The organism is Streptomyces sp. NPDC046727 (genome assembly GCF_040645635.1).
GTDB lineage: Bacteria > Actinomycetota > Actinomycetes > Streptomycetales > Streptomycetaceae > Streptomyces.
In genome coordinates this window covers 120,232-132,406 of record NZ_JBEYYR010000025.1, presented here as the reverse complement: position 1 = coordinate 132,406, position 12,175 = coordinate 120,232, and the positions used below count along the sequence as shown (strand labels likewise).

The following is a 12,175-nucleotide window of genomic DNA, read 5'->3' as shown; positions in this document are numbered from 1 at the left end:
GACTCCGCCACCACACCCGCGACGCCAACCGTCCACTGATCACCCTCGGCATCATGTGATCAACCAGGACACATCACCTGAACGACGCGGCCCTGCGGTGATCCCACCGAACCGAACCGGACTAACGTTCGAGGGAAGGCGCCGCGACCTTGGGCAGGACATTTCCGGGCCGGCCGGCGGTTGCCTGGGGATGGGCGGGCGCGGGAGCGAGGGGCACGGGAGCCAGGGGCGCGGGGGCGAGAGCCGAGGTTGCGGGGGCGGGAGCGAGTGCCGAGGTTGCCGGCGCCGGAGCCGGGGCGGAGGGCGCAGGAGCCGAGGCCGCCGGCATCGAAGCCAGACGCTCGGGCGTGAGAGCCGAGGTTGCCGGCGCCGGGGCGGTGAGCGTGGGAACAGGACCTGCGGGTGTGGGTCGGGGGCGGCGCCTGGTCAGTAGGGGTCGTATCGACGCGCGGAGCCCGTGTCCGCGGCCGTGCAGCAGGCCGAGGGTGATCGCCGCGGCCACGGCGACGAGGTGCTCGCGGCCGGCCAGGTTGGGTACGGCGATGGACTCCCACACCATCGAGCCGCCGGTCAGCGTGAACACCACGGGCGCGCGCCGGATCACCGAGAGATAGGTGAACAGGCCCACGACGGCCGCGGAGGGGCCGGTGTCGAGCACGTGCCCGACCTCGGGCGGCAGCCCGAACCCCCAACAGCCGGGCCCGATGGCGATCATCAGCCGGGCGGTGAAGGTGCCGGCCAGGGTGGTGGCGTAGGCGATCATCAGCGTCCGGGCCCGGCCCAGGGCCAGTTCGGCGAGGGCGAAGGCGAGGAACAGCTGGGTGATGCCCGCCCATACCGGCAGGTCGAGTGCCGGGACGTACAGCGAGACAGGGCTGCGCAGCAGGGCCAGCCACAGCGGCAGGTCGGCCTGGACGCCGCCGAGCCGTCGTACCCACAGCTCTCCCGTGGGGTGCTGGGCGATGTCATGGAAGAACACGACACCGAACGCGGCGACGAACGCCAGCAGCAGCCCGGACAATCCGCGCCGGGCGAGCTGCCGCACCGGGTCGACGACGATGGCGTGCCACTCCCCCCGCAGCGTGCGCACGGTGAACCGGGCGAGCCGCGCGAGCCGCGAGCGGAACCGTGCGGTACGCCCGTCAGTGGTCATGAGGCACGGCAGCCCATCGCCTTCGGCTCCCCCGTCATGCGTATCGCCCCCTTCGCCTCGCTCGCGGCGGTCAGCCCGCGCGAGGCGTTTGCCCGGCATCTGCCCATTTCAGGCGCCCATCGTATCGATGTGCGGATCACGGCCGGATCGCGGCTCTCTGCCGGGGACAGTTCAGCGAGCCGGGCGGTGGGCGTCAAGATCCGCCGCAAAGGCGCGCCGGTGTGGGAAGACCCACAGGTGTACGGCGCGGAAAACAGGGGCCGGGAGGCAACCCGCATCCGAGTTGTTCCGTCCTCCGGTCCTCGCGGTCAACACGCGGAGGCGACTGGCCTGTTACGGGAAGTAATGCGGAACCTTTCTGTTTCGATCACGAACTCTCGTATAGTGACCGCCAGTTCACCACCCAGTGTCACTGCTCTCCCTCCGGAACGTTCCGCCAGTCCCCACCCAGCCGTCTCTGCCGCAAGGACCAGACCGGACCGATGACCGTGCCCACGCATCCCGGCGACCGAGCTTCCCTCCGTACGTTCGTCTCCGCCCTCGCCGTGACCGGTGTGCTGTCGGCGCTCGTGGTCTGCGCGGCCGTGGCGGCGGCGCCGGGCTCGGTGCGCGCCCCGCTCGCCTGGGGCCTGGCCGCGGCAGCGGTCGTGCTCAGCGCGGCGGTGGCCACGGCCGCGCACACGCGGCGGACGGCGCGCGATGCCCGGCGCAGGCTGGAGAACGTCACCCAGGACCTCGGACGGCTGCTCCAGCAGCAGGCCCGTACGACCGAGGAGGCACGCCAGGAGCAGCAGCGGCTCATCGACGAACTCGCTCAGCAGCGCGCGGAGTTCGCGGCCGAGCGGGCCCGTCTGGAGGAGGAGGGCACCCAGGAGCTGGACCGGATCCGGCAGGAGAACGCCCGGCTGGCGGGCGAGTGGGAGCGGGCCCGGCGGGAGCGGGCCACGGCGCTGTCCGCGACCTCCAACGCCGCGGCCCGGATGCAGGCTCTCGCCACGGCCACGCTCGCCGACCTGCGGGCGATGGAGGACCGGCACACCGACGAGGACGTCCTCGCCGACCTGCTCCACCTCGACCACCGCACCGCCCAGGCCGGCCGGCTCGCGGACTCCGTCGCCGTGCTCACCTGGGCGCGTTCGGGCCGCCGGTGGGCGCGGCCGATCGCGATGGAGTCGATCCTGCGCGGCGCGATGGGCCGGATCGCCGGCTACCGGCGGGTGCGGGTGCACTCGGTCAGCGAGACCGCCGTAGCCGGGCACGCCGCCGAGGGTGTGATGCACGCGCTCGCCGAACTCCTCGACAACGCCGCGAACTTCTCGCCGCCGACCGCCGAGGTCCACGTCTACGTGGAGGAGGTGCCGGCCGGGGTCATCGTGTCCGTGGAGGACAGCGGGCTGGTGATGGGCGAGGTGCAGCTGCGCCGCGCCGAGCGGGCGGTCTCCGGTGACGTCTCCGGGCTGGGCGGTCTGACCGGCACCCGGCTCGGGCTGGCCGTGGTCGGCCGGCTGGCCCGCAAGCACGGGCTCAAGGTGTCGTTCCGGCCGTCGGCGCGCGGCGGCACGGGCGTGCTGATGCTCATCCCGCAGGACATCCTGTCCGGCCCCGCCGCGGCCGGGCCGGCCGGCGAGGCACCGCGCCCGGAGAGCGCTCCGCCCACGCGGACACCCGCGGCCTTCGACGCCGCTCCGGTGCACGAGTCCGCCGCGCCGCCGGAGGAGGGCCCGGCCGGGCTGCCCAAGCGGCGCCGGGGCCGTACGCTCGCCGCGGCCGAACGCGCCCGGTCCGCGCCGGGCACCGCCGCGCCGCGCACCGCGCCGGCCACCGACGACGGCAAGACCCGCGCCGCCCGTTTCAGCAGCTTCCGCCAAGCCGTCCGCCCGTCGGAACCGGCCGCCTCCTCACGGGCCACCGCACCGGATGCCGGGACCCCGGCCCAGGACGGCCCCACTCCCGACCCCACTCCCGACCCCGCGCCCTCCCCGGCGCCGGACGACCGGGCCGCCTCGTCCGGGCGGGACGCCGTACGGGACGAGCACACGGCCGCCGGCGGCCACCCCTCGCCCGGCCCCGGAGACCACGACTCCCACGCCCCCTCTCACCCGCACCCGCGCACGCACCCGGAAGGCGACGCCACTTCATGACCGGCCCGACCACCGCCGACGACAAGCTCACCTGGCTCCTGGAGGGCCTGCTGGAGAGGACGCCGGGTGCCCGGCACGCGCTCGTGCTGTCCCGGGACGGGCTGAAGCTGTGCCGTACACCGGAGCTGAGCGTCGACCAGGCCGACCAGCTGGCCGCGATCGCCGCCGGCATCCAGTCGCTGTCGCACGGGGCGTCCGTGGAGTTCGGCGACGGGAGCGGCGGGGTGCGCTCGGCCATGACGGAGTTCTACGGCGGTGTGCTGTTCATCGTGGAGGCGGGCGCCGGCGCCCATCTGGCCGTGATCACCACCGAGGACGCGGACGCGGGTGTGGTCGGACACCGCATGACCGAACTGGTGGAGCAGCTCGGCGAGCACCTGACCGCTCTGCCCCGTACCTCATGAGCCGAGAGGGCATGAACCGGCCGGGCCGGGACGACGCCCCCGACCGGCTGTACACCCTCACCCAGGGGCGCAGCGGGACCGGTCCCGACGACCCCTTCGACCTGGTCACCCTCGTGGTGGCCGAGTCGGAACCGGTGACCGGCATGCAGTCGGAGCACGTGGCGATCCTGAAGCTGACCCGGTTCCCCACCTCGGTGGTGGAGATCGCCGCCGAACTGCGGCTGCCCGTCGGCATCACCAAGGTGCTGCTGTGCGACCTGCTGGCGGCGGGCCGCGTCAGCGCCCGTCGTCCGCACCGGCCGGCCATCACCGACCCCGACATCCTGGAGCAGGTGCTCGTTGGACTTCGCAACCTCTGACGCGCGCACCCCGCTGGGTGCCTCCGCCCACCAGGGATTCAAGATCGTCGTCGTGGGCGGCCTCGGCGTCGGCAAGACCACGCTGGTCCGCTCGGTCAGCGAGATCCGTCCCCTCACCACGGAGGAGACGATGACGCAGGCCGGCGCGGCGGTCGACGACATCGGCCAGGTGCGCGGCAAGTCCGCCACCACGGTCGCCTTCGACTTCGGCCGGATCAGCCTGGACCCGCACAACGTGCTGTACCTGTTCGGCGCGCCGGGCCAGGAGCGGTTCTGGTTCCTGTGGGACCGGTTGTTCTCCGGCACGCTCGGCGCGGTCGTGCTGGTCGACACCCGGCGGATCGACGACTCCTGGTACGCCATCGACCGGCTGGAGCGGCACGGCACGCCGTTCATCGTGGCCTGCAACGACTTCGGCGGCCCGGTCCGGGCCGGCGCGGACGTCCGCGAGGCCCTCGACCTCGATCCGCATGTACCGCTGGTCGACTGCGACGCCCGCTCCCGCGAGTCGGGCCAGCAGGTCCTGATCACGCTGGTGCAGCACGTGAAGAACCGGTACGCCGACCCGTCCGCGCGGGCGGGCCTGCCCCGACAGGAGTTCGTGTGACCACCCCCGACGCCGTTCCGCTCGGCGGCCCCCGGTTCCAGACCGAACCCGCCCGCCTGTACCGGGAGATGCGGCGCGACCACGGCTCCGTGGTGCCGGTCCTGCTCGACGGCGACGTCCCGGCCTGGCTGGTGCTGGGCTACCGCGAACTGCACCAGGTCACCGGCGATCCGGTGCTGTTCAGCCGGGACTCGGACCTGTGGAACCAGTGGGAGCGCATCCCCGCGAACTGGCCGCTGCTGCCGATGATCGGCCGCAGGCAGCCGTCGATCCTCTACACGGTCGGCGAACGGCACCGGCAGCGGGCGGCGATGGTCAGCGACGCGCTGGAGTCGGCGGACCCGTTCGAACTGCGGCGGCACGCCGAGCGGTTCGCGGACGAGCTGATCGACGCGCTGTGCGCCGCGGGCGAGGCCGATCTGGTCACGCAGTACGCGATGCTGCTGCCGGTACGGGTCCTGGCCCGGCTGTACGGCTTCCCGGACGAGGACGGACCGGGGCTGGTCACCGCCCTCAACGACATGATCGACGGCCGGGAGCGGGCGCTGGCCGGGCAGGCCCACCTGGCCGCGTCCATGGGGCAGTTGCTCGCGGACCGGAAGAGGGAGCCCGCGGGCGACGTGGTCTCCCGGATGCTCGCCGACGAGAGCGGGTTCGGCGACGAGGAGATCACGCAGGATCTGATGGTGATGATGGCGGCCGGGCATCAGCCGACCGCCGACTGGATCGGCAACTCGCTCCGGCTGATGCTGACCGACGACCGGTTCGCCGCCTCCCTGTTCGGCGGCCGGAACAGCGTCGCCGAGGCGATGAACGAGGTGCTGTGGGAGGACACGCCCACGCAGAACGTGGCCGGCCGCTGGGCGGCCCGCGACACCCACCTGGGGGGCCGCCGTATCCGGGCCGGTGACCTGCTGCTGCTCGGACTGCAGGGGGCCAACTCCGATCCGCAGGTGCGGACCGACGGATCCGCGCTGACTGGGGGCAACAACGCGCACTTCTCCTTCGGTCACGGCGAGCACCGGTGCCCGTTCCCGGCGCAGGAGATCGCCGAGGTGATCGCGCGGACCGGTATCGAGGTGGTCCTGGACCGGCTGCCGGACATCGACCTGGCGGTACCCGCCGAGTCCCTCACCCGCCGGCCCTCGCCCTGGCTCCGGGGGCTGACCCGGCTGCCCGTCCGGTTCACTCCCGTACCCGCCCTCTGAACCCGCGTCGCCCTCACCGACGCGCCGACGCCGCACCCCCGACCCCCGCCCTGGGAGGCACGTCACGATGACGACCGGTACCGAAACACCGCGTATCGCCCTGGACCCCTTCGTCACCGACCTGGACGCCGAGAGCGCGGCACTGCGCGCGGCCGGACCGCTCGCCGCCGTGGAACTGCCGGGCGGTGTCCCGGTGTGGGCCGTCACCCACCACGCCGAGGCCAAGGCACTGCTCACCGATCCCCGGCTGGTGAAGGACATCGGCGTGTGGGGCGCCTGGCAGCGCGGCGAGATCCCCGCGGACTGGCCGCTGATCGGCCTGGCCAACCCGGGCCGCTCCATGCTCACCGTGGACGGCGCCGACCACCGCCGGATGCGCACGCTGGTCGCGCAGGCGCTCACCCCGCGCCGGGTGGAGCGGATGCGCGAGCGGATCGAGAAGCTCACCCAGGACCTGCTCGACGCGCTGCCCACCGACGACGGGACCGTCGATCTGAAGGCGGCCTTCGCCTACCCGCTGCCCCTGTACGTCATCGCCGACCTCATGGGGATCGAGGAGGCGCGGCTGCCCCGGCTTAAAGTGCTGTTCGAGAAGTTCTTCTCCACGCAGACCCCGCCGGAGGAGGTCGTCGCGACGCTGACCGAGCTGGCCGGGATCATGGCGGATACGGTGGCGGCGAAGCGGGCCGCACCGGGCGACGACCTGACCAGCGCGCTGATCCTCGCCTCCGAGGACGGCGACCACCTCACGGACGAGGAGATCGTCTCCACGCTCCAGCTGATGGTGGCGGCGGGCCACGAGACCACGATCTCGCTGATCGTCAACGCCGTCGTGAACCTGTCCACCCACCCCGAGCAGCGCGCCCTCGTGCTGTCGGGCGAGGCCGACTGGCCGGCGGTGATCGAGGAGACGCTGCGGTACTCCACGCCCACCTCCCACGTCCTGATCCGGTTCGCGACCGAGGACGTACCGGTCGGCGACGGGGTGATCCCGGCCGGGGACGCGCTGATCGTGTCGTACGGGGCGATCGGCCGGGACGAGAACGCGCACGGGCCGAGCGCCGGGGAGTTCGACATCACCCGCGCGACGCGGAACCGGCACATCTCCTTCGGTCACGGCCCGCACGTGTGCCCGGGCGCCGCGTTGTCCCGGCTGGAGGCGGGGGTCGCGCTGCCGGCGCTGTACGCCCGCTTCCCCGGTCTGGACCTGGCGGTGCCGGCCGCGGAGCTGCGCAACAAGCCGGTGGTCACCCAGAACGACCTGTTCGAGCTGCCGGTACGGCTGAATCCGTAGGTCCGCCACGGCCGGATCCGTGGTCCCGCCCGGAGCGCGCTTGACTTCGAGCGCGCTCCAGCTCGTAGCGTCGCGGACATCGCGCAGGCCCCCGCGCCCGGCCTGCCCACGGGATGCCGGGCGCCGGATTCCGTCGCTAGATGGATGAAGGCCCTCGCGCCCCGGAGAACGACGAACGAGTGTGCACGAAAGGACCCCCCATGCAGAAGCGCAGTCTGCGGGAACTCCAGGTATCGGCCATCGGCCTCGGATGCATGGGGATGTCCGCCTTCTACGGCTCCGCCGACCAGGAGGAGGGCGTCGCGACCATCCGCCGCGCCCTCGACCTCGGCATCGACTTCCTCGACACGGCGCAGATCTACGGCCCGCTCACCAACGAGTCGCTGGTCGGCGAGGCCATCCGCGGACATCGCGACGAGTACGTGATCGCGACCAAGTTCAACTACCGGATGGACGAGGCAGTCCCTGGTGACATGAACACGGTCGGCCGGCAGGACGGCTCGGCCGAGCACGTCCGCAGCTCGGTGCACGGCTCGCTGGAGCGCCTGGGCACCGACCACATCGACCTGTACTACCAGCACCGGGTCGACCCGAACGTGCCCATCGAGGAGACGGTCGGCGCGCTCGGCGAGCTGGTCGCCGAGGGCAAGGTGCGGTACATCGGGCTGAGCGAGGCGAGCGCGGACACCATCCGGCGCGCCCACGCCGTCCATCCGATCACCGCCGTGCAGAGCGAGTACTCGCTGTGGACGCGGGACGTGGAGGCCGAGGTGCTGCCCGCCTGCCGGGAGCTGGGCATCGGCTTCGTGCCGTACTCCCCGCTCGGCCGCGGCTTCCTCGCCGGCCGCTTCAGCTCCCCGGACGAGCTGGACGCGAACGACTGGCGCCGCGAGAACCCCCGCTTCACCGAGGCCAACCTGCAGGCCAACCTGCGGCTGGCGGAGAAGGTGAAGGAGATCGCCGCCGAGAAGGACGTGACCCCGGCCCAGCTGGCCATCGCCTGGGTGCTGGCCCAGGGCGAGGACCTGGTGCCGATCCCGGGCACCAAGCGCCGCACCTACCTGGAGCAGAACGCCGGCGCGGTCGGCATCGAGCTGACCGAGGAGGACCTGGCCCGCATCGACGCCGAGCTGCCGGAGGTGGCGGGCGAGCGGTACGACGAGGCGGGGATGCGGACGGTCAACCGCTAGCCGTCGCCGACCAGAGGCCTGGTGATCCTTACCGGGGGCTACGCGCCGCGCTCCCGCCGTCTCCGTGCCGACACCGCCACGAGGTCCAGCGCCGCCGCCAGGGCGAGGAGCCCGCACACCACCGCGAGGACGGTGAGCGGGCCGGTGCCCGGGCTGTCGTCCGGGCCCTCGTGCGCGGCCCAGAGCGCGAACCCGGCGGTCGCCGCGGCGAAGACGGGCAGGAAGACGGCGGAGAGCAGCAGCCTCAGGCGCAGGGCGCTGCGCGCGGTGGCCGGTTCGTCACCGGTGCGGGGGAAGCGGCGACCGATCACACCGGAGCGTGACCGGGGGACCGGCCCCGTCGGCCGTCCGTGCTGACGCTCGCGCATGACATGCCTCCTTCGACGCGGCCGGCCCGTCCGTCGCCCTCCGCGTAACCAGGCCGCGCAGGGCTGAAACGGTGCCTGTGAGGAACCCCACGCGGCACCCAACTGCCCTCTGCCCCGGGCGGTTTCGCGTCTTCGGGACCAGCGCGGCGGCAACGGCGGCGGCGACTCGCCCATCCCGTCTGCCACCATGGGCGGCGCCCTGACCAGGCGGCCCGGCCGTGCAGCGCAGCCGGACCGACGGGATCCGCCGGTCTCTCCCGATCCCCCTGGTTGTGCGAGTACCCCGCCGTGCCTTCTGCTTCTTCCTCTGCCCTGCCCCCGTCCGCGCCCAGCACCGCCCCCGCCTCGCGTTCGCCGTGGCGGTCCCTGCGGCATCGGAGCATGCGCTGGTGGTCGGCGGCGAACTTCGTCTCCAACGCCGGCACGTGGATGCAGCTCACGGTGCAGAACCTGCTCGTGCTGCACATCACGGGCTCGGCGGCGGCGACCGGTCTGTCGATGTCCGTCCAGGCGGCGCCCGCGCTGTTCGTGAGCCTGCTCGGGGGCGCGGCCGTGGACCGCTGGCCCCGGAAGCTGACGGTCGCCGTCAGCCAGACCCTGCTCGGCGCGGTCGCGTTCACGACGGCGCTGCTCGTGGCGCTGGACCGGATCGACATGACGGCACTGCTGGTGCTGGCCGCCGTGACCGGCACCATCGCGACCGTCGACGGGCCGGCCTGCGCCCTGCTCGGCAACGATCTCGTCCCCGTGGCCGACGTGCCGTCCGCTATCGGGGTGGGCGCGCTGGTGCACAGCGCGGGCCGGCTGGCCGGCACGGCCCTGGCCGGGGTGACCGTCGGCTTCCTCGGCACGTCCGCCGCGTACGCCGCCAACGGTCTGTCGTTCCTGTTCGTGGCCTCGGTCGTGCCGTTCCTGCGGCCGGCTCCCGGAGCCGCCGAGGAGCCGGCGGGCGGGCCGCGGCCGGTTCCGGCCCGCGCGGAGATGACCGTGCGCGAGGGCCTGACCTTCTTCGTGCGCAGGCCCCGCCTGGTCGCTCTCGCGGGCATCACCGGGATCAGCTCCGTCTTCGGCCGCAACTACGGCCTGACCCTCGCCGTCCTCGTCACCGGGCCGCTGGCCGGGGGCGCCGGGGCGTTCGGCACGGTGTCCACGGTGCTGGCCGTCGGCGGCATCCTGGGCGCGGTCCTCGGCGCCCGGCTGCGCAGGCCGTCCGTGCGGACCGTGGGTCTGCTCGCGGCGGCGGGCGCGCTGCTCCAGGTGGTGGCGGGTCTGTCGCCGTCGCTGGCCATGCTGCTGGTGCTGGTGCTGCCGATGGCGATCGTGGAGTCCGTCTCGGACACCGCGGGCACCGCCGTGCTGCAGACCGATCCGCCGCCGCATCTGCGGGGCCGGGTGCTCGGGGTGTGGAGCAGCATCGGCACGGTGTGGGGCCTCGGCGGGCCGCCGCTGCTGGGCCTGCTGATGGAGTGGGCCGGGGCGCGCGGCGCGCTGGTGGCCGGCGGGCTGCTCATCGCCGGGTCGGTCGGCGCGGGCCTGCTGGTGCGCCGCCGCGGCGGACCGGTCGCGCTGACGCTGCGCGCGAAGGACGGCGACGTGTCCGGCCGCGTGGCCCTGGAGACGGCGGCCTGACGGTCCCCGCCCGGTGTCATCCGGGCCGGCCGGGCAGGTGGTACACGTGGAACGCCTGCCCGATCACCGGCTGGGCGACATTGCGTACGCGGACGCCGCCGCTGGTCATGCCGTGCTCGGTGCCGGCGTGGGCGTGGCCGTGGACCGCGAGGTCGGCGCCGGCGGTGTCGATCGCCTCGGCGAGCAGATAGCTGCCGAGGAAGGGGTAGATCTCCGGTGGTTCCCCGGCCAGGGTGTCCGGGACGGGTGAGAAGTGGGTCAGGGCGATCCGTACGTCGCAGTCCCGCTCGGCCAGGTCCTTCAGCGCGGCCTGGAGGGCGTCGGCGCACCGGCGGGTGTAGCGGACGAACTCCTTCATCAGCGGTTCGCCGAACTCCCCGGCGCAGCGGCCGACGAAGCCGCCGCCGAAGCCCTTGGTCCCGGCGACCCCGATCCGGGCGCCGTCGGCGGTGACGACGGCGGCCTGCCCTTCGAGGACGTGGGCGCCCGCGTCCCGCAGGATCGCGGTGACCTCCTCGGGCCGCTCGTCGTGGTGGTCGTGGTTGCCGAGTACGGCGACGACGGGCACCCCGAGGTCCTTGATCTCCCGGGCGACGACCGTGGCCTCCTCCGGTGTGCCGTGCCGGGTGAGGTCGCCGGCGAGCAGCAGGACGTCGGCGCACCCCGGCAGGGTCTCGAAGGAGGGGCGCAGCGTGCCCTGGCTCTCGGGGCCCATGTGGATGTCCCCGACGGCCGCGACGCGGATCATGTCAGGTCCTCTCCGTGGTCGGGCGAGGAGGTTCCGGCGACGAGGAGGTCGCTGTGGACCGGGTGCCCGGCCAGTTCCTCTCGGGCCATGCGCAGGATGTCGTCCCGGCACTCGGTGGAGGGCACGGTGCCGGTGAGCTGGACGGCGTCGCCGCGCATCTCCAGGCGTACGCCGAGTTCCCCGAGTTCTCCGGAGGCCAGGTGTTCGGCGAGGTGGGCGACGCGGTAGTCCAAGTTCTCCGCCGCCGGCGGGGGCGACGGGCTCGTGTCGGTCATGGCTGCCCCTCCTGGGCGTCGATCACGTGCAGCCGTTCGAGGAGGAAGAGGAAGGCGGCGGGCATGGGCTGGTCGCCGCAGGCCGCGCGGACCACGTCCCAGTCGACCTTCTCGCGGACGGCGCGGGCCACCGGCAGGACCGCCCCGAAGTCGCAGTAGTGCTCGGAGAAGGCGCTGATCAGGCTGTGGATCAGGTCGGTCGGGCACAGAACGGGCATGAGGACCGAGTCGACGGGCAGCACGTGGGCCCGGTCGAGCATGTCCCGGGTGACGGGCTGGTGTGCCAGCGCGAAGATGATGTCCACGTTCTGCCCGTGACAGGCGGTCTTCAGCAGCCAGTCCTCCGGCGGGACCCGGACGGGGAGCCCGGCCTCGCGCAGGGTGGCGGCCACCGCGTCGGCGTCGTCGGGCAGGATCGCGAAGTCGGCGTCGTGCTGGAGGTAGCGGCTGCCGCCGTGGGCGTAGACGGCCACGCTCCCGGCCAGTGCGAAGAGATGGCCGGCGCGTTTGAGGAGGGCGCCGATCTGCTTGGTGGCCTCCAGGATCGCCTGGCTGCGGTCGTGCGGCAGGTCCGGCGGATCCGGCGCGGCACGCCGGCCCGGCCCGCCGGTGGCGGGGCGGAGTTCGGTGACCTCCCGTCGCCGCAGGGGGGCGGTTTCCTCCCCGTTCTGCGTCATGGCCTCTCCATTCGGCACCCTGCACCCGGGACGGCCGGATCGGCCCCGGGGGTCGTACGGGTACCCGGGGCGCCGCCGCCGACACGGGGGGCGAGGGCGAGTGGCCGCCCGACCTCCACGGG

General features: G+C 73.5%; 12 protein-coding genes and 1 pseudogene. 8 read left to right on the top strand and 5 right to left on the bottom strand.

The window, feature by feature from the left end:
* Nucleotides 1–463: 463 nt before the first annotated feature.
* A pseudogene (locus tag ABZ937_RS27680) lies at nucleotides 464–1,153 on the bottom strand (hypothetical protein); the annotation flags it as partial.
* A gap of 482 nt (nucleotides 1,154–1,635) precedes the next feature.
* Between ABZ937_RS27680 and ABZ937_RS27675 the strand changes: the two are divergent.
* From ABZ937_RS27675 to ABZ937_RS27645, 7 genes are all read left to right on the top strand, one after another.
* The gene (locus ABZ937_RS27675) at nucleotides 1,636–3,294 is read left to right on the top strand and encodes an ATP-binding protein (RefSeq protein ID WP_361696036.1); all 1,659 of its coding nucleotides are present in this window, start codon (nucleotides 1,636–1,638) and stop codon (nucleotides 3,292–3,294) included.
* Entirely contained in the window at nucleotides 3,291–3,698 is a 408-nt protein-coding gene (locus ABZ937_RS27670; RefSeq protein ID WP_361696035.1) for a roadblock/LC7 domain-containing protein, read from the top strand. Before ABZ937_RS27675 ends, ABZ937_RS27670 begins: the two co-directional genes overlap by 4 nt.
* 11 nt (nucleotides 3,699–3,709) lie before the next feature.
* The gene (locus ABZ937_RS27665; RefSeq protein WP_361696034.1) at nucleotides 3,710–4,057 is read left to right on the top strand and encodes a DUF742 domain-containing protein; all 348 of its coding nucleotides are present in this window, start codon (nucleotides 3,710–3,712) and stop codon (nucleotides 4,055–4,057) included.
* Between the two features lie 13 nt (nucleotides 4,058–4,070).
* On the top strand, nucleotides 4,071–4,664 hold the full coding sequence (locus ABZ937_RS27660; protein WP_361696044.1) for an ATP/GTP-binding protein: 594 nt from the start codon (nucleotides 4,071–4,073) through the stop codon (nucleotides 4,662–4,664).
* Nucleotides 4,661–5,872, top strand: a complete 1,212-nt coding sequence (locus ABZ937_RS27655) for a cytochrome P450 (protein ID WP_361696033.1) — start codon at nucleotides 4,661–4,663, stop codon at nucleotides 5,870–5,872. Before ABZ937_RS27660 ends, ABZ937_RS27655 begins: the two co-directional genes overlap by 4 nt.
* A gap of 67 nt (nucleotides 5,873–5,939) precedes the next feature.
* Entirely contained in the window at nucleotides 5,940–7,166 is a 1,227-nt protein-coding gene (locus tag ABZ937_RS27650) for a cytochrome P450 (RefSeq protein ID WP_361696032.1), read from the top strand.
* A 200-nt stretch (nucleotides 7,167–7,366) separates the two neighbouring features.
* On the top strand, nucleotides 7,367–8,356 hold the full coding sequence (locus ABZ937_RS27645; RefSeq protein ID WP_361696031.1) for an aldo/keto reductase: 990 nt from the start codon (nucleotides 7,367–7,369) through the stop codon (nucleotides 8,354–8,356).
* Nucleotides 8,357–8,394: 38 nt separating this feature from the next.
* Here ABZ937_RS27645 and ABZ937_RS27640 read toward each other — a convergent pair whose 3' ends face one another.
* Nucleotides 8,395–8,724: a DUF6343 family protein gene (locus tag ABZ937_RS27640; protein ID WP_361696030.1), complete on the bottom strand. Its 330-nt coding sequence runs from the start codon at nucleotides 8,722–8,724 to the stop codon at nucleotides 8,395–8,397.
* A 288-nt stretch (nucleotides 8,725–9,012) separates the two neighbouring features.
* Here ABZ937_RS27640 and ABZ937_RS27635 point away from each other — a divergent pair, with 288 nt between their 5' ends.
* Nucleotides 9,013–10,353: an MFS transporter gene (locus tag ABZ937_RS27635; RefSeq protein WP_361696029.1), complete on the top strand. Its 1,341-nt coding sequence runs from the start codon at nucleotides 9,013–9,015 to the stop codon at nucleotides 10,351–10,353.
* Nucleotides 10,354–10,369: 16 nt separating this feature from the next.
* Here the strand turns inward: ABZ937_RS27635 and ABZ937_RS27630 are convergent, their stop codons facing one another.
* From ABZ937_RS27630 to ABZ937_RS27620, 3 genes are read right to left on the bottom strand one after another with little or no spacing between them, the layout of a single operon-like run.
* Entirely contained in the window at nucleotides 10,370–11,101 is a 732-nt protein-coding gene (locus ABZ937_RS27630; RefSeq protein ID WP_361696028.1) for a metallophosphoesterase, read from the bottom strand.
* Complete coding sequence (locus ABZ937_RS27625; RefSeq protein WP_361696027.1) at nucleotides 11,098–11,376, bottom strand: BON domain-containing protein; 279 nt, start codon at nucleotides 11,374–11,376, stop codon at nucleotides 11,098–11,100. Before ABZ937_RS27625 ends, ABZ937_RS27630 begins: the two co-directional genes overlap by 4 nt.
* Nucleotides 11,373–12,053 (bottom strand): hypothetical protein, encoded by a 681-nt coding sequence (locus ABZ937_RS27620; protein ID WP_361696025.1) that lies wholly within the window; start codon nucleotides 12,051–12,053, stop codon nucleotides 11,373–11,375. Before ABZ937_RS27620 ends, ABZ937_RS27625 begins: the two co-directional genes overlap by 4 nt.
* Nucleotides 12,054–12,175: the final 122 nt, after the last annotated feature.